Annotated in this window: 20 protein-coding genes; 4 read left to right on the plus strand and 16 right to left on the minus strand. The window is 67.3% G+C overall.

Annotated features, from left to right (window positions below):
- Positions 1–412: 412 nt before the first annotated feature.
- From E8L99_RS01420 to E8L99_RS01440, 5 genes are all read right to left on the minus strand, one after another.
- Positions 413–1492, minus strand: coding sequence for a sulfate/molybdate ABC transporter ATP-binding protein (locus tag E8L99_RS01420; RefSeq protein WP_137097877.1), 1080 nt, complete (start codon positions 1490–1492; stop codon positions 413–415).
- Positions 1464–2321 (minus strand): sulfate ABC transporter permease subunit CysW, encoded by an 858-nt coding sequence (cysW, locus tag E8L99_RS01425; RefSeq protein ID WP_137097878.1) that lies wholly within the window; start codon positions 2319–2321, stop codon positions 1464–1466. Before cysW ends, E8L99_RS01420 begins: the two co-directional genes overlap by 29 nt.
- Positions 2314–3174: a sulfate ABC transporter permease subunit CysT gene (cysT, locus tag E8L99_RS01430; RefSeq protein WP_137097879.1), complete on the minus strand. Its 861-nt coding sequence runs from the start codon at positions 3172–3174 to the stop codon at positions 2314–2316. Before cysT ends, cysW begins: the two co-directional genes overlap by 8 nt.
- Positions 3171–4232 (minus strand): sulfate ABC transporter substrate-binding protein, encoded by a 1062-nt coding sequence (locus E8L99_RS01435; protein ID WP_137097880.1) that lies wholly within the window; start codon positions 4230–4232, stop codon positions 3171–3173. The genes cysT and E8L99_RS01435 overlap by 4 nt, the downstream gene beginning before the upstream one ends.
- Positions 4233–4493: 261 nt before the next feature.
- Positions 4494–5315 (minus strand): universal stress protein, encoded by an 822-nt coding sequence (locus E8L99_RS01440; protein ID WP_168201520.1) that lies wholly within the window; start codon positions 5313–5315, stop codon positions 4494–4496.
- Positions 5316–5561: 246 nt separating this feature from the next.
- On the opposite strand from E8L99_RS01440, the gene E8L99_RS01445 reads away from it, so the two are divergent.
- Entirely contained in the window at positions 5562–7094 is a 1533-nt protein-coding gene (locus tag E8L99_RS01445) for a DASS family sodium-coupled anion symporter (protein ID WP_252511227.1), read from the plus strand.
- A gap of 18 nt (positions 7095–7112) precedes the next feature.
- Here E8L99_RS01445 and E8L99_RS01450 read toward each other — a convergent pair whose 3' ends face one another.
- The 5 genes from E8L99_RS01450 to E8L99_RS01470 form a co-directional block, all read right to left on the minus strand.
- Positions 7113–8630 carry an ATP-binding protein gene (locus E8L99_RS01450; RefSeq protein ID WP_137097882.1) on the minus strand — a complete coding sequence of 506 codons (1518 nt, stop codon included), beginning with the start codon at positions 8628–8630 and terminating at the stop codon, positions 7113–7115.
- Between the two features lie 331 nt (positions 8631–8961).
- Positions 8962–9789: a carbohydrate ABC transporter permease gene (locus E8L99_RS01455; protein WP_137097883.1), complete on the minus strand. Its 828-nt coding sequence runs from the start codon at positions 9787–9789 to the stop codon at positions 8962–8964.
- A 10-nt stretch (positions 9790–9799) separates the two neighbouring features.
- Positions 9800–10681 (minus strand): carbohydrate ABC transporter permease, encoded by an 882-nt coding sequence (locus E8L99_RS01460; protein WP_137097884.1) that lies wholly within the window; start codon positions 10679–10681, stop codon positions 9800–9802.
- Between the two features lie 287 nt (positions 10682–10968).
- Positions 10969–12270, minus strand: coding sequence for an ABC transporter substrate-binding protein (locus tag E8L99_RS01465; protein WP_137097885.1), 1302 nt, complete (start codon positions 12268–12270; stop codon positions 10969–10971).
- A 35-nt stretch (positions 12271–12305) separates the two neighbouring features.
- Positions 12306–13337, minus strand: a complete 1032-nt coding sequence (locus tag E8L99_RS01470; RefSeq protein ID WP_137097886.1) for an ABC transporter ATP-binding protein — start codon at positions 13335–13337, stop codon at positions 12306–12308.
- Positions 13338–13828: 491 nt separating this feature from the next.
- On the opposite strand from E8L99_RS01470, the gene E8L99_RS01475 reads away from it, so the two are divergent.
- The 3 genes from E8L99_RS01475 (at position 13829) to E8L99_RS01485 (ending at position 15968) form a co-directional block, all read left to right on the plus strand.
- Positions 13829–15136 (plus strand): Hsp70 family protein, encoded by a 1308-nt coding sequence (locus E8L99_RS01475; protein WP_137097887.1) that lies wholly within the window; start codon positions 13829–13831, stop codon positions 15134–15136.
- 80 nt (positions 15137–15216) lie between these two features.
- A complete protein-coding gene (locus E8L99_RS01480) occupies positions 15217–15492 on the plus strand; it encodes a DUF883 C-terminal domain-containing protein (RefSeq protein WP_137097888.1) in 276 nt (91 codons plus the stop codon).
- Between the two features lie 11 nt (positions 15493–15503).
- Positions 15504–15968, plus strand: a complete 465-nt coding sequence (locus tag E8L99_RS01485; protein ID WP_137097889.1) for a hypothetical protein — start codon at positions 15504–15506, stop codon at positions 15966–15968.
- Positions 15969–16020: 52 nt separating this feature from the next.
- Here the strand turns inward: E8L99_RS01485 and E8L99_RS01490 are convergent, their stop codons facing one another.
- The 6 genes from E8L99_RS01490 to E8L99_RS01515 all read right to left on the minus strand — a co-directional run bounded on the left by E8L99_RS01490 (position 16021) and on the right by E8L99_RS01515 (position 21839).
- A complete protein-coding gene (locus E8L99_RS01490; protein ID WP_137097890.1) occupies positions 16021–17211 on the minus strand; it encodes a M24 family metallopeptidase in 1191 nt (396 codons plus the stop codon).
- Positions 17212–17316: 105 nt separating this feature from the next.
- Complete coding sequence (locus tag E8L99_RS01495; protein WP_137097891.1) at positions 17317–18312, minus strand: acyl-CoA dehydrogenase family protein; 996 nt, start codon at positions 18310–18312, stop codon at positions 17317–17319.
- A gap of 10 nt (positions 18313–18322) precedes the next feature.
- Positions 18323–19483, minus strand: coding sequence for an acyl-CoA dehydrogenase family protein (locus E8L99_RS01500; protein ID WP_137097892.1), 1161 nt, complete (start codon positions 19481–19483; stop codon positions 18323–18325).
- Between the two features lie 2 nt (positions 19484–19485).
- Complete coding sequence (locus tag E8L99_RS01505; RefSeq protein WP_137097893.1) at positions 19486–20463, minus strand: Bug family tripartite tricarboxylate transporter substrate binding protein; 978 nt, start codon at positions 20461–20463, stop codon at positions 19486–19488.
- Positions 20464–20480: 17 nt separating this feature from the next.
- A complete protein-coding gene (locus E8L99_RS01510; protein ID WP_137097894.1) occupies positions 20481–20960 on the minus strand; it encodes a MaoC family dehydratase in 480 nt (159 codons plus the stop codon).
- Positions 20961–21119: 159 nt separating this feature from the next.
- Complete coding sequence (locus E8L99_RS01515; protein WP_137097895.1) at positions 21120–21839, minus strand: DUF1028 domain-containing protein; 720 nt, start codon at positions 21837–21839, stop codon at positions 21120–21122.

Consider the following 21839-nt stretch of genomic DNA (forward strand, 5'->3'; position numbering starts at 1 on the left):
CGCGTGGTGCGGTCCCCCCTATCCTCGCCTTCGCGCCCAATCCCGTTCCTGATCCTGAGGCCAAGTCCCTCCGCTCCTCATCCTGAGGTGCGAGCCCTTGGGCGAGCCTCGAAGGACCTCTTTCCTGCCGACTGAAAGCCGATCCTTCGAGGCTCGTTTCACTCGCACCTCAGGATGAGGAACGGAGGGATTGCGAGGGAGACTGGCGCACACGCCGCGCGCAGACACCCCAACCCTCCCCTCCAGAGGGGAGGGAGTTGCGCGCGCAATCGGCACGGACACGACACAGGTTGAGATGCAGCGCAAGACCGATACCAACAGGCAGCGCGATAGGGCAGGCGGCGCAATGTGCCCCCTCCCCTCATCGAGGGGAGGGTTGGGGTGGGGTGACAGGCCCTCTCTCCTCGTGCTCCTACCGCGCGAACAGCCGGAACGACCGCGGTCTCAGTCTCAGACGATCGCCAACCGCAACGGGCCTGTCCTGCTCCAGCGTGATGTCGATCCGAGGCAGATCGTCCGCCAGTGCGATCTCCACTCGTCGCCCGGCTCCGGTGCGCCGCACGGCCACCACCTGCGCCTCCAGCGCGGGCTCTGCCCCATCCGCCACCTGGAAATCGCCCGGCCGGACGAACCAGTCGGCCGCGCCCCGGATCAGGACCTCCGGCGCGTCCAGCGTCTGGCCGCCCACAATCACGCCATCCTCGCCCACCTCCACCGGAATGCGCACTGCCTCGCCGATGAAGCTCGCGACGAAGGCAGTGGCGGGGTGGTCGTAGATCTCGTCGGGCGTGCCGACCTGCTCGATCCGCCCCTTGTTGAGGATCGCCACACGGTCGGCGAGTTCCAGCGCCTCGTCCTGGTCATGGGTGACGAACAGCGTGGTATGGCCGGTGCGATCGTGAATTTCGCGGAGCCAGCGCCTCAGATCGCGCCGGACCTGGGCATCCAGCGCACCGAACGGCTCGTCCAGCAGCAGGACGCGCGGATCGACGGCCAGCGCGCGGGCGAGCGCCACACGCTGCCGCTGGCCACCGGACAGCTGGCCGGGAAAGCGCCGGCCAAGACCGGTCAATTGCACGAGATCGATGAGATTGGACACGCGCTCGCGGATCTCGGCCGTGCTTGGCCGCGACGCGCGCGGGCGGACCTTCAGCCCATAGGCAATGTTGTCGGCCACCCGCATGTGGCGGAACAGGGCGTAGTGCTGGAACACGAAGCCGACGCGCCGCTCCTGCACCGACAATTCGGTCGCGTCCTGGGCGTCGAACAGCACACGGCCGGAGCTGATCGGCTCGAGCCCCGCGACCACGCGCAGCAGCGTCGTCTTGCCGGAGCCGGACGGACCGAGCAGGGCGAGAAGCTCGCCTGGCCGCACGTCGAGATCGATCCCGTCGAGCGCCGGCGCGCCGCCGTTGAAGCTCTTGGTCAGCCCCTCGACATGGATCGCAACCGCTTCGCCCGCCTCAATGCCGGCGCGCGCCTGCGAGAGCATCGCCGTATCGCCATTCGAGGATCGATTTGGCCAGAAGCGTGACAAGGGCGAGACCTGCGAGAAGCGATGCGACGGCGAAGGCGGCAACGAAATTATACTCATTGTAGAGAATCTCCACGTGCAGCGGCATGGTGTTGGTCAGGCCCCTGATATGGCCGGAGACCACAGAGACTGCGCCGAACTCGCCCATGGCGCGGGCGTTGCAGAGCAGGACGCCATAGAGCAGCGCCCATTTGACGTTGGGCAGCGTCACCGTGAAGAAGGTGCGAAGCCCCGAGGCGCCGAGCGTCAGCGCCGCCTCCTCTTCCGCCGTGCCCTGCTCCTCCATCAGCGGGATCAGCTCCCGCGCGATGAAGGGGAAGGTGACGAAGATCGTCGCCAGCACGATGCCGGGAATGGCGAAGATGATCTTGAACTCGTTCGCCGACAGCCATGGGCCGAACAGGCCCTGCGCGCCGAACAGCAGGACATAGACGAGACCCGAGACCACCGGCGAGACCGAGAACGGCAGGTCGATCAGCGTCACCAGCAGGCTCTTGCCCGGAAACTCGAACTTCGCCACCGCCCAGGCTGCGGCAACGCCGAACACCAGATTGGCCGGCACCGCGATGGCGGCAATCGTCAGCGTCAGCCAGATCGCCGACAGCGTGTCCTCGTCGGCGAAGGCCGCGAAGAACGCGTCCGGGCCGCGCCGGAACGCCTCGACGAACACCGAGACCAGCGGCAGCACGATGAAGAGAGCGATGAAGACGGTGGCGAGCCCGATCAGCGCGATACGAGCCGGCAGTGCCTCCATCGTCGCGGATCGCGTTGTGCGGGGTTCAGCCATGACCAAACCTCCGCCGGCTCCAGGCCTGGATCAGGTTGATGGTCAGCAGCGACAGGAACGAGATCGCCAGCATGATCGTGGCGATCGCGGTCGCGCCGGCATAGTTGAACTCCTCGAGCTGCACGATGATCAGCAGCGGCGCGATTTCCGAGAGGAACGGCATGTTCCCGGCGATGAAGATCACCGAGCCGTATTCGCCCACCGCCCGGCCGAAGGCGAGCGCGAAGCCGGTCATCACCGCCGGCACCAGCGCCGGCAGGACCACCCGCAACAAGGTCTGCATGCGACTGGCGCCGAGCGTCGCCGAGGCCTCCTCGATCTCCCGGTCGAGATCGGCCAGCACCGGCTGCACGGTGCGCACCACGAAGGGCAGGCCGATGAAGGTCAGCGCGATGAAGATGCCGAGCGGCGTGTAGGCAACCTTGATGTCGGCCAGCGCGAACCAGGAGCCGATCCAGCCATTCGGCGCGTAGAGCGCGGCAAGCGCGATACCGGCAACCGCGGTCGGCAGCGCGAAGGGCAGGTCGACCAGCGCGTCGAGCGCCGTGCGGCCGGGGAAGCGGTAGCGCGTCAGCACCCAGGCCGTGATCAGACCGAAAACCGCGTTCACCGCCGCCGCCGCGAAGGAGATATAAAAGCTGGTCTTCAGCGCCGCCAGCACCCGGGGCGTGGTCGCGACATGCCAGATGCCCGAGAGCCCCAGTCCGCTCGCCCGCCAGACCAGCACCGAAAGCGGGATCAGCACGATCAGGGAGAGATAGGCGATCGTGAAGCCGAAGGTGATGCCGAAACCCGGCAAGGCGCTTGGACGCGCGATGCCGAAGGATCGGGATCCAAGCGCAATTGCACTCATCGCGACGGCGCGCCGGAGGGCCGGTAGATCTGGTCGAAGCTCGCGCCATCGGCGAAATGATCGGCATGGGCCTTGGCCCAGCCGCCGAAGGCGTTGTCGATGGTCACGAGCCGGATCTGGGGAAAGCGCGCGATGTCGGCGGGGGCCGCGTGCTGCGGCGCGACCGGGCGATAGAAGTGCTTCGCGATGATCGCCTGCGCCGCCGGCGTGTAGAGGAATTCGAGATAGGCCTGCGCCACGGCGCGGGTGCCGCGGCGATCGACGACATGGTCGACCAGCGAGACCGGCGGCTCGGCGAGGATCGAGAGGCTCGGATTGACGATGTCGAACTTGTCGGTACCGAATTCGGCCAGCGCCAGATAGGCCTCGTTCTCCCAGGCCAGCAGCACGTCGCCGAGGCCACGCTGGACGAAGGTGGTGGTCGAGCCGCGCGCGCCGGTGTCGAGCACAGGCACATTCTTGAACAGCGCCTCGACGAAGCGCCTGGCGGCGGCCTCGTCGCCACCGGTGCGGTCGCGCTCATAGGCCCAGGCGGCGAGATAGTTCCAGCGCGCGCCGCCCGAGGTCTTGGGGTTCGGCGTGATGACCGAAATGCCGGGACGGATCAGATCATTCCAGTCGCGGATGCCCTTCGGATTGCCCTTGCGCACCAGGAACACGATGGTCGAGGTGTAGGGCGAGGCATTGTTGGGCAAGCGGGACTGCCAGTTGTCCGGCAGCCGCTTCGATTCACGCGCGATGGCATCGATGTCGCCAGCCAGCGCCAGCGTCACCACATCGGCCTCCAGGCCATCGATCACCGAACGCGCCTGCCGGCCGGACCCGCCATGCGACACCCGGACCGTCACGCGCTGGCGGTGGGTTGCCAGCCATTCCCTGGCGAAAGCCTCGTTGATCGCACGATAGAGTTCGCGGGTCGGGTCGTAGGAGACGTTGACCAAGGTCACGGGCGGCGGCGTCTGCGCCCGCCCATAGACGGTGGTTGCCAGCACCAGGCCGAAGGCCAGGGCCAATGCCGACAGATCGCGCAAGTGAACCGAACGGGAACCGATCCGCATATCGATCTCCTTCATGCCAGGGGATTATGTGGGCCGGAACGACCCGGCGTCGAGCCCCGAGCAGGCGCGAAGCTGCAGTGCGGATCAACCCCTGGAGAAAAATAAGATCGCGGCCTCCCCGCAGAACGCCTCAGAGAGATAAATTGTTCCCCATACCCGGACCAAACGGGCCAAAAATCGGATGTGGACGCCGAGGACTCGGTCTGCGGCAGGAGGACCGGCCTGTCCTGTGTGAGCACAGGCGCAGGCCGGTCGCCGTCCTCAATGGGAGAAGAAGGTCGGCAGCGTCATGCTCTTCATGATGGTGCGCGTCGTGCCGCCCAGCACCATTTCGCGCAGCTTGGAATGGCCGTAGCCGCCCATCACCAGCAGATCCGCGCCGCTGTCGGAGGCATGGGAGAGGATGGTGTTGGCGATATCCATGGTGGTGACCAGTTTCTGCAGCTCGACATTGATGCCATGGCGGGCCAGATGCCGGGCGATGTTGAAGCCTGGCAGCTCGACCCCGGTGTCGCCGGCCCGCTGGACGCTGATGAGCTCCACCTTCTCGGCCTTGCTCAGAAGCGGCATGGCGTCGCCCAGAGCCCGTGCAGAAGCCCGCCCGCCATCCCAGGCGACCAGCACCTTGCCGAGCACCGGACGCGCCCGCTGGATATAGGGCACCATCAGGATGGGACGGCCCGAGCCGAACAGCACCGCCTCGGCGAAGCGGTTGCCACTGGCCATGCTGTCGGGATCGGCCTGTTCCACCACCATCAGGTCGAAATGGCCGGCGAGCCGGGCAAGCTCGCCCTCGGGATTGAGCGAACCGGCAATCGCCAGCGTCTCGGCCGGCACACCGGCGAGCTTCGCCGCGGCTTCGAAATCGGCGAGATGCTGCGCGGCCAGATCGCGGGCGCGCCCATCGGCCGCCTCGATCACGTCCTTGGGCAGGCCAAGACCGGCATAGCGGGCGAGATTGGGTTCGGCGACCATGAACGCGCCAGTGGCGCTGGCACCGGCCGCCGCCGCAAGCGCCAGGCCATAGGGGCCGGCTGCCTTGGTTTCGGCATCGATGAGAACAAGAATGTCGCGCAGTGCCACGTTGGTCTCCTTGGTGTTCGGTCCCGGCTCTCCGCAGGTCTCGCCGGGCTCGGGCTGCCCGTCCGGCGCGCAGGACCCATGTCCTGTGCAGCGCTTGGGCAAGTCCCTCCCGGCGGCCGTGATGACGACGCCGTGCGCCGGACTAAACGCGCGTTTTGCGTGAAGACCATTGATCCTGCGCAAGGTGAGACAGGTGAAACGGGCGCCGAGTACAAACATCGTCGATCCACGCCGATGGAGCCTGCAATGAGTGCCATGGAATCATCGCGCACCGACCTGGCCAAGACATCGCCCGGCACACCGGCCACAGGTGAACCGCCTTCCTGGATGCGCAGCCATTGGGGGCTTCTGCTGGCGGCCGCAGCCCTGATCATCGTGCTTCTGCTGCCGACACCGGCGGGCCTGTCGGTGGCCGGCCATCGCATGCTGGCGATCCTCGCCTTTTCGGTCGTCATCTGGATGACGGAGGCGCTCGACTATGCCGTGTCGGCCGTGGTCATCGCAGCGCTCATGGCCTTCCTGCTGGGCTTGTCGCCCAATCCGGCCAATCCACGGGTCCTGATGGGCACCAGTGCCGGCCTTGGCCTGGCCTTTTCAGGCTTTGCCAATACCGCGCTGGCGCTGGTCGCCTCGGCCCTGTTCATCGCCGCCGCCATGACGATCACCGGCCTCGACCGGCGGATCGCGCTGGTCATCCTGGCGCGCGTCGGCGCGGAAACCCGTCATGTCGTCGTCGGAGCCATCCTGGTCGGCATCGTCATGGCCTTTCTGGTGCCCTCCACCACGGCGCGCGTCGCCTGCCTGGTGCCGATCATGCTCGGCATCATCTCCGCCTTCGGCGTCAACAGGAAGGGCGCCTTTGCCGGCATGCTGATGATCACCACCGTCCAGACCGCATCGATCTGGAATGTCGGAATCAAGACGGCGGCGGCACAGAACATGGTCGCCATCGGCTTCATCGAGCGCACCCTGCAGGCCAGCATCACCTGGCTCGAATGGTTCATCGCGGCGGCGCCCTTCGCCATGCTGATGACCATCGCGCTCTACTTTGTCATGACCCGGATGATGCCGCCGGAAGTGCGCGACATTCCTGGCGGCCGCGAGGCGATCGCCAAGTCGCTTGCGGAACTCGGCCCGATGACATTTGCCGAGAAGAAGCTCATGGCGCTGTCGCTGACGCTACTCGGCTTCTGGTCCACCGAGGGTGTCCTGCACCGGTTCGACACCTCGTCCACCACCATTGCCGCTGTCGCCCTGATGTTCCTGCCGGGCATCGGCATCATGACCTGGAAGGACGCCCAGCCCCGGATCCCGTGGGGCACGATCGTGCTGTTCGGCATCGGCATCAGCCTGGGCACGGCCCTGCTGCAGACCAAGGCCGCCGTCTGGCTGGCCGAGATCGTGGTGGCCCAGTTCGGGCTGCAACAGGCCACCGCCCTGTTCATTCTGGGCGTGATGAGCCTGTTCCTCGTCATCATCCATCTCGGCTTCGCCAGCGCCACCGCGCTCGCCTCCGCCATGATCCCGATCGTCATCGCCGTGCTGCAGCATGTGGCGACGCCCGGCATGAACATTGTCGGCATGACCATGCTGCTGCAATTCGTGGTGAGCTTCGGCTTCATCCTGGTGGTGAACGCGCCGCAGAACATGGTCGCCTATGGCACCGAGACGTTCGAGGCCCGCGATTTCGTGCGCACAGGCCTCGTGCTCACCTTGATCGCCTGCGCACTGGTCATGCTGCTTGGCGCCACCTACTGGCACTGGCTGGGCTACACCTGAGGCAGGGGAAGCGGCCGCTTACTCTGCGGCGGGCCGCGCCGCCTGGACGAGATCGACCGGGCCGTTGGGATCGCCCGGCGCGGTCTCGCAGCCGAGATCGGGCGAGGCGACGATGCGCCGCCCGCGGAAGTCGAGCCGCGTGACGAACAGGCCGCGCTCCTCGCAATAGGCGATCAGCCGGCGAGCGCGGCTCGGCGAATGGCTGCCATAGATCCGCGCGATCGTGGCATCCGACGGACAGGGCGCGCCGGCAAGGGCTGCCTGCGCGATCACCAGGAACACGCCCTGGATGTCGTCCGGCAAGGTCGCCGAGAGATCGAGTGCCTGCTGCCAGACATCGCTGCCCGCCGTCGTCATGTCGACACCCGCGCGCGCCACGGCGAAGCGGCGGCGGAAGGCGGCAAGCGTCAGCGGCTCACCCGGCACCCGGCGGATGCGGCAGCGCACCAGAAAATCCTGATAGAGCACGGCGACCGACCGGAAGGCGGCGTCGGGATCGGCCAGGATCTCGCGCATCACCTCGTCGATCATCTGCGCGTGCTCGGCCTCCGCGATCAGCGGCAGCAGAGGCTCGGCCGGCTGCGGCGGTTCGGGGCGATGCTGGGCAAGTTGGGCCAGGATATCGGCCGTGGAGGTCGGCGGCGGCGGTGGCGGCCGGCGCACCATGATCGGCTGACGCGCTTCCTCCGGGCTGGGGGTGAAGATCAGGTCGCGGGCATCGTCCGGCGCGTCGGGCAGCGGCGTCAGCTTCGGACTGGTCGAGCGGGCATTGGTCTCCACGGCGCCAATGGTCACCGGCAGCGGCCGGCGCGACATGGCGGGGCCCAGCGCCACGAAATGGCCGCGGGCGAGATCGCGGAACATTTCCGACTGCCGCCGGTCCATGCCGAGAAGGTCTGCGGCGCGCGCCATGTCGATATCGAGGAAGGTGCGGCCCATCAGGAAGTTCGAGGCTTCCGCGGCGACATTCTTGGCGAGCTTGGCAAGGCGCTGGGTGGCTATGACGCCGGCAAGGCCGCGCTTGCGGCCGCGGCACATCAGGTTGGTCATCGCGCCGAGCGAGAGCTTGCGCGCCTCGTCGGAGACCTCGCCGGCAACGGCCGGGGCAAAGAGCTGCGCCTCGTCCACCACGACGAGCACCGGATACCAATGGTCGCGCTCGGCATCGAACAGACCGCCGAGGAAGGCCGCCGCGCAGCGCATCTGCTGCTCGACATCGAGGCCTTCGAGATTGAGCACGACGGAGACGCGATGCTGGCGGATGCGCGCGGCGATGCGGGTGAGTTCGGCCTCGGTGCGCTCGGCATCGACGACGACATGACCGTATTTCTCGGCCAGCGTGACGAAATCGCCCTCGGGATCAATGACGCATTGCTGCACCCAGGGGGCGCTCTGCTCCAGCAGGCGGCGCAGCAGGTGGGACTTGCCGGAGCCAGAATTGCCCTGGACCAGCAGGCGGGTGGCCAGAAGCTCCTCGAGATCGAGCATGGCCGCTTTCCCGCCGGATTGCGTCCCCATGTCGATATCGACCTTCATTCCGACTCAGTGCCTCTCCGGTTTCAGCCGCCCTTCCTAGCATCCCGGATGCGCCCGTCACCATGTGGCGCACCGCATAACCCACAGGCGGGGGATGGGCGCGGATCAGGCCCCGTCGTGGTAGCCGACTTTGCGCAGCGCGCGCGTGCCGTCCTTCGCGACGTCACCCCCGGCGAGCCCGAAGGGCGAGGGAAGGGGGTCCAGGAGCCCCACAGCGGACTTTGACGCCCCTGGATCCCCTTCCCTCGGCGCCTTGCGCCTCGCCGTGGATGACGTTGGAGCGAGACGGCGGGATCGCGACAATGGCCAAGCCTCGAAGGACCAGGAATCCCTACCGGATGCCGGCCCGCATGAAGCTCTGCACGAATTGGCGCTGGAACAGGAGGAACCCGAGCAGCAGCGGCGCAGACGTCATCAGCGTCGCCGCGCAGATGATCGACCAGTCGATGCCCTGGTCGGTCGAGGAGAAGACTTGCAGCCCCACCGTCAGCGGCCGCGATTCCACCGAATTGGTGACGATCAGCGGCCAGAGGAAATTGTTCCAGTGATAGCTGACCGAGACCAGCGCATAGGCGACATAGACGGGACGCCCGAGCGGCACATAGACCCGCCAGAGCACCTGCAACGGGCTTGCGCCCTCGACCTTCGCGGCATCGTCCAGCTCCTTCGGCACGGTCTTGAAGGTCTGGCGCAACAGGAAGATGCCGAAGGCGGAGGCAACATAGGGCAGGCCGATCGCCGGAATCGTGTCGAGAATGCCGAGCCGGCCCATGGTCTTGTAGTTCTCGACGATCAGCACGTCGGGCATGATCATCAACTGGGCCAGCACCACCGCGAAGGCGAGCGTCGCGCCGGGAAACTCGTAGCGGGCGAAGGCATAGGCAGCCAGCGTGCAGAGCACGATCTGGGCGACCAGGATGCCGGTGACCAGCACGAAGGTGTTGAGGAAATAGCGCGCGAAAGGCGCCGCCTCCCAGGCCCGGGCGAAATTGTCCAGCGTCAGCGGCGCGAACAGCGAGAAGCGCGTGGCGAACTCGGATGGATGAAACGCCGTCCAGGTCGCATAGACCAGCGGCGCGATCCACAGCACGGCCAGAAGCCAGGCGCCGGCGGTCTCGATCACGCGGGCCGTGCCGCGGGGCGCGTAGACATCGCTCATTAAAGCTGGCTCATCGATAGTGGATCCGCCGTTCGAGCACGCCGTACTGGATGATCGCGATCAGCCCGAGGGTGGCGAGCAGCACCACGGTGAGCGCCGCTGCATAGCCGGTGTCCCAGAACGAAAAGCCCACCTGATAGATGTAGTAGAGCAGCAGGAGGGTCGCATTGTCCGGCCCGCCCTTGGTCAGCACCACGATATGGTCGATGGTGCGGAAGGCACCGATAACAGCATTGACCAGCACGAACAGCGTGGTCGGCATCAAGAGCGGAAACTGCACGCGCCGGAAATAGGTCCAGCGCGACGCGCCCTCCAAAGCGGCTGCCTCGGCGAGCGTCGGCGAGATCGTCTGCAGCGCCGCCAGATAGAAGATCATGAAGAAGCCGGCTTCCTTCCACACCGCCACCAGAGTGACGGCGGCGAGCGCGGTATCCTTCGACCCCAGCCAGTTCGGCGACTGCACGCCGAAGACACCCAGCACCTGGGCCAGCAGGCCATATTGCGGCGTGTAGAAGAACAGCCAGATATTGGCGACCGCGATCATCGGCAGCACGGTCGGCGTGAAATAGGCCATGCGCACCAGCGTGCGCCCGGCAATCCGGTCATTGACCCAGATCGCCATCAGGAGCGCCAGCGCGATCGACACCGGGATCGTGCCGAGCGCGAACCAGAGATTGTTCCACACCGCCTGCCAGAACACGGGATCGGCGGTCATCTGCTCGAAATTCTCAAAGCCCACCATCCGCGAGGGGCGGCGCGGGCGCGGCGTCGAATAGAAGCTGTCGATGATCGTGGCGACCGCCGGCCAATGGGTGAACAGCGCCAGCAGGGCGAGCGACGGCCCCAGCATCAGCCAGGCATGGATCCAGGAGCGGTCGAAGCGGCGGGTCATGGGAAAGTCCCGACTAGGACGGAGGCGATCCTCGCAGCCGACGCGCGCGCGGCTGCGACCTCAAGCACCGACGTCACCCCCGGCGAGATGCCGGAGGCATCGAGGGAAGGGGGTCCAGGAGTCCAGGGCGTTGACATCATGGCCCCTGGATCCCCTTCCCTCGCCCTTCGGGCTCGCCGGGGATGACGATGGAGTACGCGGCCGGCAGACGACACGAGCCCCAAGCCCACGCCGACTGCCCATCTGCTCGCCCCCACCATCCCCGACGCCCCCATTCCCGTCAGCCGTCAGCGCCGATACGGACGCAGGATGCGCTCGGCTTCCGCCTGCGAATCCTTCATCGCCGCTTCCGGCGTCTTGCCGCCGGTCAGCGCCGCCTGCAGGCCGTCGTTCAGCGCCTTGGTGACGCGCTGGTTCTCATGGGTCGAGAGCTCGGCCACCGCGAATTTCAGCTGGTCACGGGCAACCGCCGCCGCCGGGAAGCCGGCCACATAGTCCTTCATCGCCGGGGTTTCCCAGGCATCGCCACGCACCGCCACATAGCCGGTGTCGATGCCCCACTTGGCGGCCCGCTCCGGCGTGGTGATCCACTGGATGAACTTGAAGGCGGCTTCCTGCTCGGCCTTGGACGACTTCTTCGAGAGATAGAAATTGCCGCCGCCCGTCGGGCTGCCCGCACGCTTGCCGGCCGGCAGCATGCCGACGCCGAACGGGAACTTGGCATTGGTGCGCACATTGGTGAGGTTGCCGGTGGTGGTCCACATCATCGCGCATTTCCGCTCGAAGAAGTCGCGCGGCGTGGTGCCCCATTCGACGATCCCGGTCGGATGCACCTTGTGCTTGCGCGACAGGTCCACCCAGTACTGCAGCGCCTCGACGACGGCGGGCGCGTCATAGGCGGTCTTGTTGCCTTCCGGGTTCATCAGGATGGCACCGGCCTGGGTGGTCAGGCCCTGGAACAGCCAGTAGGGGAAGCCCGAGGACGGGATCTGGATGCCCCATTGCGTGGTGTTGGCGCCGTCGCGCTTGGTCAGCTTCTCGGCGAAGGCGATCTGCTCCGCCCAGGTCGTCGGGGGCTTCTCCGGATCGAGGCCGGCTTCCTTGAACAGCTCCTTGTTCCAGTAGAGCACGACGGTCGAGCGCTGGAACGGAATGCCCCAGGTCTTGCCCTCGGTCTGGCTGTTTTCCATGAAGCTCGGGAAGAAGCTGGCAAGCCACTTCTTGTCGGCATCGGTGCGGATGAAATCGTCGAAGGGCACGATCGCCTCTTCGTCGATGAGGGTGAACATGTCGGTCGACAAGAGAACCGAGGTCACCGGCGGCGTGCCGCTCTTGTGGGCGGTCAGCGCCTTGACGATCGTTTCCTGATAGGTGCCCGAATAGATCGGCTTGATCGAGATGGAGGGATTCTCCTTCTCGAAATCGGCGGCGAAGCTGTCGATCAGCTTGGTGATCGGGCCGCCGACGGCGACCGGATAGAAGAACGACACTTCCGTCTTGCCCTGGGCAAGCGCGGGGGCTGCCAGCGGCAGCGTCAGAGCGGCGGCGCCGGTCTTCAGGATCGTGCGGCGATCGATTGCATGGGTCATGGTCAGTCCCTCCCGCTTCGGATTGATTGTCTCGGTCATTGGATGCGGCGTCCCGTCTCGCTGTCGAAATGGTGGACGGCCGATGCATCGAAGGCGAGCCTCACGGTCTCGCCGGCCCCGGCCGTGAACTTGCCGGGAATGCGGGCGACGATCGCATGATCGCCGATGCGCGCTTCCAGAAGGCAGTCGGCGCCGAGGTATTCCACCGCTGTGACACTTGCGTGAATGCCGTCATCAGACAGTCGCACAGCTTCCGGACGGACGCCGAGCGAGACTTTAGCCAGCTCCAGGCCGCGCGATCCATAATGCGCAGCCGCCTCGCCCAGAGCCGTAACCGGCAGGACGTTCATGGGCGGCGTGCCGACGAAGCGGGCGGTGAAGATGGTCGCCGGGCGATCGTAGAGTTCCTCCGGCGTGCCATATTGCTCGATCCGGCCAGCATTCATCAGCACGATGCGGTCGGCCATGGTCATGGCCTCCACCTGGTCGTGGGTCACATAGATCAGCGTCAGCCCGAGCCGGCGCTGCAGCGCGCGGATCTCGCGGCGCATCTCGAGGCGGAGCTGCGCGTCGAGGTTCGACAGCGGTTCGTCCATCAGGCAGACCGGCGTCTCGGCGACAATGGCGCGGCCCAGCGCAACGCGCTGCTGCTGGCCACCCGAGAGCTGCGAGGGCTTGCGATCGAGATAGGGGCCAAGGCCGAGGATCTCGACAGCCCGCTCCAGGCGGCGGGCCCGCTCCTGCTTCTCGACGCCGCGCACCTCCAGCCCGAACACGATGTTCTGCCTGACCGACAGATGGGGAAACAGCGCATAGCTCTGGAACACCATGGAGATGCCGCGCTCGGCGGGGGCAGCGCCCGTCACGTCGCGCCCGCCGATGCGGATGACACCGCCGGTCGAGGTCTCGAGGCCCGCGATCAGCCTGAGCGTCGTCGACTTGCCGCAGCCGGAGGGTCCGAGGAGAGCCACGAAATCGCCGGCGCCGGCCGTGAAGGAGACGTCATTGACGGCCGCGGCCTGCTCGCCGAAGGCCTTGGTGACGTGAGACAGTTCGACCTCGGCCACGATATCCTCAAAGCGCGCATGCGGCAGGTTGGGCGCAGACCCTAAGGGCGAAGTGTGACAAGCGGCACTCCGGTAATGCCCTTATGCACAAGGAAGGTGGCGGGGGCGGGAGTGAGGATTGGGCTCTGACCCGTTGTCAGGCGGCAAGGATCATCTGGCTGGGATGGCCCCTCACCCTTGCCCTCTCCCCGCAGGCGGGGAGAGGGAATGTCTCCGCTCAAGCTCCCAATTCCTGCTCAGGCGCGGAGCGTCATATGCGCGCTTGATATTCCGATAGAGCGCGCCGGCTGAGACAGCGCACACGGATTCCCTCTCCCCGCCTGCGGGGAGAGGGTTAGGGTGAGGGGCCAGAACGGCCAGAACCGCCAGAACGCCGGCCACGTTCACGCGGCAGCAACACTGTCCCTCCCCCTCGCCCACGATTTGGGCTGGCGTCCTCGCCCCCCATGCGCTATTCCCCGCGGCCCTCCCGAGCCTCCAAGGTCCAGCCCTTGTCCCGCCCCGTTCCCCCCGTGTCGATCGGCATCGATTTCGGCACCTCGAACACCGTCGTGGCGCTCGCGGCCGATGACGGCCGCGCCGAAGCCATCACCTTCCACCACAACGGGCAGGACCTGAAGGGCTTCGTCACGGCGCTCTGCTATTGGCAGGATCGCGTGGCCGGCAAGATCCGCTCGCGCGTCGATGGCGGCCCCTGGGCCATGGACCAGTTGATGGAAGGCGGCACCGCCCACCGCTTCATCCAGTCGTTCAAGACCTTCGCGGCCAGCGCCAGCTTCCAGGAAACCCGCATCTTCGGCCAGCGCTACGGCTTCGAGGACCTGCTGGTCTCCTTCATCCAGACGCTGACCCGCCACGCCGGTGGCGCGCTCGATTTCGCCGGCGCCCGCGTGCAGATCGGCCGCCCGGTTCACTTTGCCGGCTCAAATCCCGATGATGCGCTCGCGATGCAGCGCTACCGCACCGCCTTCGGCAAGCTGGGCCTGGACCAGGCCTCCTATGTCTATGAGCCGGTGGGCGCCGCCTTCTTCTATGCCCGCGAACTGACCCATGACGCGACCGTGCTGGTGGCCGATTTCGGCGGCGGCACCAGCGATTTCTCGGTCATGCGCTTCGAGCGCCGCGGCGGCCGGCTGCATGCCGAGCCGCTGGCCCATTCCGGCATCGGCATTGCCGGCGATGCCTTCGACTACCGGATCGTCGATCATGTCGTCTCGCCGGTGCTCGGCAAGGGCTCGGACTACCAGTCGCTCGGCAAGCGGCTGACCATCCCCAACCGCTATTATGCCAATCTCGCCAAATGGCATCAGCTCGCCATGATGAAGTCGAACGGCGATCTCGCCGGTCTGCGCGACCTCGAGAAGGTGGCGATCGAGCCGGCCATGCTGGCGAAATTCATCGACATCATCGACTACGATCTGGGTCTCGCGCTCTACCGCGCGGTGTCGGAAGCGAAGGTCGCGCTGTCGTCGGCGGATGCCACCGACTTCCGCTTCGCCGCCGAGGGCGTGGAGATTGCCGGGCGGATCACCCGCAAGGATTTCGAAAGCTGGATCGCTCCCGACGTCGAACGGATCGCCACGACCATCGACGAGGCGCTGGCCAAGGCCGGCGTCGGCGACCGCGACATCGAGCAGGTCTTCCTCACCGGCGGAACCTCCTTCGTGCCGGCGATCCGCAATCTGTTCACCAGCCGCTTCGACGAGACCAAACTCACCAACACCGACCAGTTCGAATCCATCGCCTATGGCCTGGCCCTGATCGGCCGGGAGGCCGAGGCGGCGCGCTGGGCGGCGTGACACGGCCTGATCGAGATCATGGCGCTGGCCTCCTGCACCATGACAGAATGGTCTTACCCTTTGTATTCGGAGGCAGGACCATGGCTCTGAGACACGATATCGAAAGCCTGCGGGCCGAGGTCGAGGCGCTGCGCCGTGAGACGGCAGCCGTCCGCGCGCCGGCAGACGCCGCACCCGCTCCAGCGCCCCCGCCTGCCACCGATGAGGGCGACATCGCCTCGGTCATGCAGAAACTGCTGAGCCAGTTCGGCGAAACGGTTGAGACCGTGGGCAGCGAGATCGAGGATCACCCCCAGGCCTCGGTCGCCGCCGCCTTCGGCCTCGGCATCGTCGTCGGCATGCTGATCGCGCGCTAGAGGTGAGACCCATGACCCTCGTTCCCCGCTCCGCCAAGCTCTACCTGAAGATCGCCACGCTGCGCCGCCAGATCATCGCCCGGGATATCGCCCGGCGCGTGCTGTTCGGCGGGATCGCACTCGGCTCGGCGCTGATCGGCCTCGCACTGCTGTCGGTCGCGCTCTATCTCTGGCTCGAGACCCTGATCGGCCAGATCGGCGCGGTCCTCGTGCTGGCGGGCCTGCATGGGCTGGTAGCCCTGGTCCTCGCGATCATCGCCACACGGCAGGCGGATTCACCTGAGATGATCGCGCTGTCGGAAGCGGAGGAAGCGGCCTTCGACACCATGTCGCATGAGGCTTCCGGCCTGACCGACCTGCCCGGCAGCGTCGCGCGGCTGATGGGTGGCGGGCAGGGAAATTTTGGCCTGGCACTGTCCGCCGCGACCGCCTTGATGGGCATTGTCCAGAAAATGCGTTCAAAACCAACGGCTTGAGCGACAGGCCCACTAGGAGCGACAGCTCGCTCCTGTTCCAGGACCGCTCCGCCTAGCTGACCGTCTGGCTGGCCAGGTCCTTGGGCGCCTTGGTGAGGACCTCTGGGCGCTTGCCGACCACCACCGTGTCGTCGTGGCGGAAGCCGCCGAGACCCCATTCGTAGAGGCCCGGCTCGGCCGAGTAGACCTCGTTCGCCTCCAGTGGCCGGGTGTTGAACGCCATGTCCTCGGGGAACTCGTGGCCAAGCGTGCCCATGCCATGGCCGGTGCGGTGGAGGATGAGGTCAGCCACACCCTCGCTCTCCAGTACCGCCTGCGCTGCCGCATCGATGCCGCAGACGGGCTCGCCGGTGATGGCGGCCGCGCAGGCCGCCTCGTTGGCGGCGCGCGAGGCCTCGTAGAGCTTGACCTGGCGGGGCGAGGGCTTGCCGCAGAACCAGGTCCGCTCGTTCTCCACCACCAGCCCGTTGACCCTGGGGATGACGATGTTGACCAGTCCGTGGCCGGTCTCGATCCGCGCGCCCGACGAGCGGCCATCACCATGGGGGGCCGCGCTCGCCGGTCCCGACAGGGTCCAGCAGCGCAGGATCTCGAGGGCTTCGCCGGGGAAGCGCCTGGCCGATTCCTCGGCCATCAGAGCGGCCATGGCCATGTCGAGCTCCTGCACCAGGCGACCCGGCCGGATGTTCTCGCGGTAGCGGTCCTGCACCCAGTCGGTCAGCCCGGCGATCTCGCGCATCAGCTGGATCTCGTCTTCATGCTTGACCCAGCGCAGCCGCCGGCACTCGGCGGTCGCTGCCTCGATCTTCAGATGTGGCAAGAGACCCGCCACCTTGCCGAAGGCGCCGCCGCCGGCATCGACGCCGATGCGGGAGCGCCCGAGGCCGCGGGCCTTCAAGAGCCCGGCGACCAGATCGGCCCATTGGGTGGCAAGCGGCAGGCGCGCGCCGATCCGCGGATGCTCGGCATAGAAGCTGGCATCGGTGACCCACAGCCGCTGGCCCTCGGCGGTGAACCGCCAGTGGTTGGTGGAGAGCTCATTGAGCACCGCGAAGGGCTCGCCATTGCGCGGCACGACGCAGACGATCGGCCGCTCCCAGGGCTGCACATCGGTCTGGAAGTTGGTGACGAACTGGAAGAAGTCGCCGGTGGTGAAGGCCAGCGCGTCATAGCCCTCGCGATCCATCAGATCGCGCATCAGGCCATAGCGATAGTCGCGGACCGGGGCGCCAAGGAAGGCCATGACCGTCAATCTCCATGAGCGCGGTCCAGGCCGGCCCGCGGGCGTCCAACCTGTCGCCGCAGGACCGCCGAGACAAGCGCCCGGCGGACGCCCCAGCCCTGCTGCTCAGGCAATGCGAGCTCGGACGAAGTCGAGCATCGTGCCGCCGGTTTGAGACAGCGCCATCTGCCCGAGCCTGGCCGACCATAGCCGCTCGGACCCGTAGCGCAGCCGGCCCTGCCGCAGCCGCTCGACGAACAGGTGCAGGTTGAGTTCCTGCGTCATGCCGATGGCGCCATGCACAGCATGGGCGATGCCGGCGGCCTGCGCCGCGGCCTCACCGATCCGGATCTTGGCGGTGGCGATGCGCGCGAGATCGGCCGATCCCGTGATATCCGCGTCCTCGGGGAAGGCGAGGTCGGCCGCCGCGCGGGCGGCATGCACCAGTTCGGTCATGACGGCGAGCTGCTGCTGCACCGCCTGGAACTTGCCGATCGGCCGGCCGAACTGGCTGCGGTCATTTGCATAGGTCAGCGTCATGGCGAAGATGGTCTCGATCGCGCCGGCCATCTCGGCGGCCTCAAGCCGCGCACCGATGGTCATCAGGTCGACACCGGCAAGCAGGGGTGCCTCGGCCACCGCATCTGCGCGCCACGCCATCCGGTGGAAGGTGCCCTCCCCGCTGGCTGACGCGGTCGCGTGGACTGAGTGCAGCAACCTGAAACGATCTCCGTCGGCGACCAGCACGGCGTCGGCGAAGGCACCGCCCGGCACGTCGGCGCTGAGTACGGCATCAGAGCGCACCGAGCCCGATGCGATGGCGATCGGCCCCTCGGGGCAGTTGATGCCGGCACGCACGGCCAGCGCCCGCGCCACGATGGTGGCACCCACCGGCAGCGGCACGGCATGGCGCCCGGCTTCCAGCAGGATCGGGAGCACGGCCGGCAGGCTGAGCCCGGCACCGCCCTGGTCTTCCGGCACCAGGGCATCGAGGAAGCCGGATTGCTGGATGTCGGCCCAGAGCGCGGATGCGGAGCCATGATCCGTCAGCCGACGGATGACCTCGGGCGATGCTGCCTCGGCGAACAGCCGGGCGGCGGAGGAGGCGATCAGGTCATCCATCTCATGCTCCTCAGCGCAGGCCGATGCCGCGGGCGATCATGCCGCGCAGGATCTCGCGAGTTCCGCCCCTCAGCGAGAACGACGGCGCCATGCGGCTGGTATAGGCGAGGGTCTTCAGAAGCTCCGGCGAAGCCGCGCTGGTCCCGTCCGGATCGCTCGCCAGCGCATTGGCGACAGCCACCGGGATCATCTGCTCGAACTCAGTGCCGAGATCCTTGACGAGGGCCGCCTCCACCACCGGGCTCTCCCCCAGCTGAAGCTGTGCCGTGACGGCGAGCGACAGCGCCCTGAGCGTGGCGAGATGGGCGACAAGTCGCCCGACCAGCACCGCATCGTCGGTCGACACGGTCGCGCGGGAGCGCAGGAGGTCGATCCACAGATCGACCAGCACCATGCTCGACAGGATGCGCTCGGGTCCGCTCCGCTCGAAGGCAAGCTCGGCATTGACCTGTTCCCAGCCGGCGCCTTCCTGGCCGATCAGCGCGTCGGCGCCAAGCTGGACATTATCGAAGGACACCTCGGCGAAGTGCTCGTCGCCTGAGAGGTCGCGGATCGGCCGGATCTGCACGCCCGGCAGGCTGAGGTCGATGATCACTTGCGACAGGCCCTTGTGCCGGTCCTCCGGCACGCCCGAGGTGCGCACCAGCGCGATCATGTACTGGCAGTGCGGCGCGTTGCTGGTCCAGATCTTCCGGCCATTCAGCACGAAGCCGCCGCCATCCGTGGCCTGCGCGCGGGTGCGCACGCTGGCCAGGTCCGAGCCCGAGTTCGGCTCGCTCATGCCGATGCAGAAGAAGATGTCGCCGCGACAGATCGGCGGCAGGTAGAACTGGCGCTGCGCCTCGGTGCCATAGCGCAGGATCAGCGGGCCGGACTGGCGGTCGGTGATCCAGTGCGCCGCGACCGGCGCACCGGCGGCGAGCAGTTCCTCGACCACCACGAAGCGGGCGAAATGGCTGCGCTCGGCGCCGCCATAGCGCTTCGGGATCGAGAAACCGAGCCAGCCCTGGCGGCCCATGGCGCGGCTGAAGGCGGCATCATGGCCCATCCACGAGCGTGCGCGGCGATGCGCCGGCATGGGCATGACATGCTCGGCGATGAAGGCCTTGACCTCCGCGCGCAGGGCCTCGTCTTCCGGCGGAATGGCGGCAGGCGGCAGGGGGGCGAGCATGGTCACTCGATCCGCACACCGCTCGCCTTGACCACCTCGGCCCAGCGCACGATCTCGTCGCGCACGTAAGTGCCATAGGCGGCGGGCGTCGAACCCAGCGGCTCCGCGCCCTGCACGGCGAGCTTGGCCTTGACGGCCGGGTCCGCGAGGGCGGCCAGCGCCGCCGCATTGAGCTTGGCGACGAGGTCGGCCGGGGTGCGGGCCGGCACCATGATGCCCTGCCAGGCACCGATGTCCTTCGAGTCGATCCCGGCCTCGGTCAGCGACGGGACATTGGGCAATACCGGCGTCCGCCGCGTGCCCAGGATCGCCAGCGCACGCAGATGGCCGCTGGTGATGAGCGGGTGCGCCGAGTTGACCGTATCGGCGATGAACTGCACATGGCCACCGGCCAGCGCGTTGAGCGCCGGCGCACTGCCGCGGAACGGCACATGCACCGCCTCGATGCCCTGCGACTTGAGGAACAGGGCTGCCCCCAGATGGGTGACATTGCCGGCCCCCGCCGAGCCGTAGTTCAGCTTGCCCGGATTGGCCTTGGCATAGGCGACGAACTCGGCAACCGTCTGGGCCGGAACCGAGGGATGCACCGCCAGAACCAGCGGCACGACGGCGGTGAGGCAGACCGGCTCCAGGTCGCTGACCACGTCATAGTTCAGTCGGGCATAGAGCGACGGGCTGAGCGCGATGGCGGACGTGTTGTAGAGCACCGTGTAACCGTCCGGATCGGCCTTGGCCGCGCCTTCGGACGCAATGTTGCCATTGGCACCGGGACGGTTGTCGATGACGAAGGCCTGGCCCAGCAGCTCGCCCATCTTCTCGGCCAGCACGCGCGCGACCAGATCGGTCGGGCCGCCCGGCGGGAAGGGCACGAGAAGGCGGATCGGCCGCGACGGATAGGCCTGCGCCCGTGCCGGGACACCCGTGGCGATCAGGCCAAGGGCGGCGGCGGTCAGGCTGCGGCGTGAGATGGTGGCGGTCATCGTGGCCTCCCCGGCGCTCAGGCCGGACGGCCGGCGAGCAGCCGGCGGGCCGTATAGGTCATCACCACCTCGCCGCGCTGGTTCGACACGCTCATGGTCGAGTCCACCACAGCGCGGCCGCTCTTCGACGTCGGCCGGATGCCGGTGACCTCGACCGTCGCCCAGATCGTGTCGCCGACCTTGACCGGGCCATGGATCTTCTGGGTGAGCTCAAGCATGGCAAGGCCCGTGCCCTGGATCATCGACTGCAGGATGAACCCCTCGATCAGCGCATAGGTCAGCGCCGCCGGGACCAGACGGCCCTTCACGGCGGCATGCTCGTATTCGGCATCGATGAAGATCGCTTCGGTCATGCCCGTGACCGAGATGAAGTTGACGAGATCGGTCTCTGTGACGGTCCGCCGGAACGTCTTGAAGGTCTGGCCGACATGAATGTCCTGCCAGTAGAAGCCATGGCCAAGCGTCGGCAGGGCGTCGGTCGCGGAAGCGGTCGTCATGGGAATGTCCTTGTCTCGGTCCCTCTCGCCGCTGGCCTCCCTCGGCCTGCACGAAAGGCACGCGCTTTCATCTGGTGAAAGCGCCTTTCACTGGAGCGAGAGAGAACCACCGCCTAAGGCGCAGCGTCAAGGCGACCCGACCGGGCCGTTGGACAGAGCCTAGCGGCGAAAGCGCAGGTCGAGCCCCTGGGCGATCCAGGCGGCCTCGATCGCATCCATGTCGGCGGCGCCGGACGGATTGGCGCGGCTCGGCGCCCAGCCACGTCTCGCGGGCCAGCTGCCTTGCCAGATCGCCAGAAGGCGACGGAGTTCGGCGAGCGGATCGGCATGGTCATCGACCCGGATGTTGAGGTCCGGAAAGTCCTCGGTCGTGGTCACCAGCATGGCGGCGGACTGACGGCCGCGCTTGTCGCCTCCTGCCGCCTGACCGGCATCGAGCGCCGCCATCATCCGCACCGGCAGGTCGAGCGTGGCGCCTGCGGCATAGGTCGCGAAGGTCGTCTCGACCACCGGCGCGCCGGCCAGCATGTTCCCGGCGACCGAGACATGCGGCCCGGTCATCTCGCCGCACCATTCCACGCAATTGCGGCCGGTCCACACAGCCGTTCGGCCCTTTGCGTCCACCGCATGAACCTGGCGCAGATGACGCCCTTCGTCAGGGTCCAGGGCTTTGGCGATGGCATCTGCCGGCGCCATGCCGGCCTCCAACCCGTCGAGGATGGCAGGCCCCAGATAGCGGTTGGTCATCGACTGAGTGGAGACCGCCCCCACGCCCGAGCGGACGAAGGGACAGCTCGCCCCGACCGCGAAGGCGCAGGTGGTAACGGCGACGCCAAAGGCGCCGCTCGCCGGATCATGGGCGACGATCGACCAGGTCAC

The sequence above is a fragment of the Phreatobacter aquaticus genome (assembly GCF_005160265.1).
GTDB classification, from domain to species: Bacteria; Pseudomonadota; Alphaproteobacteria; order Rhizobiales; family Phreatobacteraceae; genus Phreatobacter; species Phreatobacter aquaticus.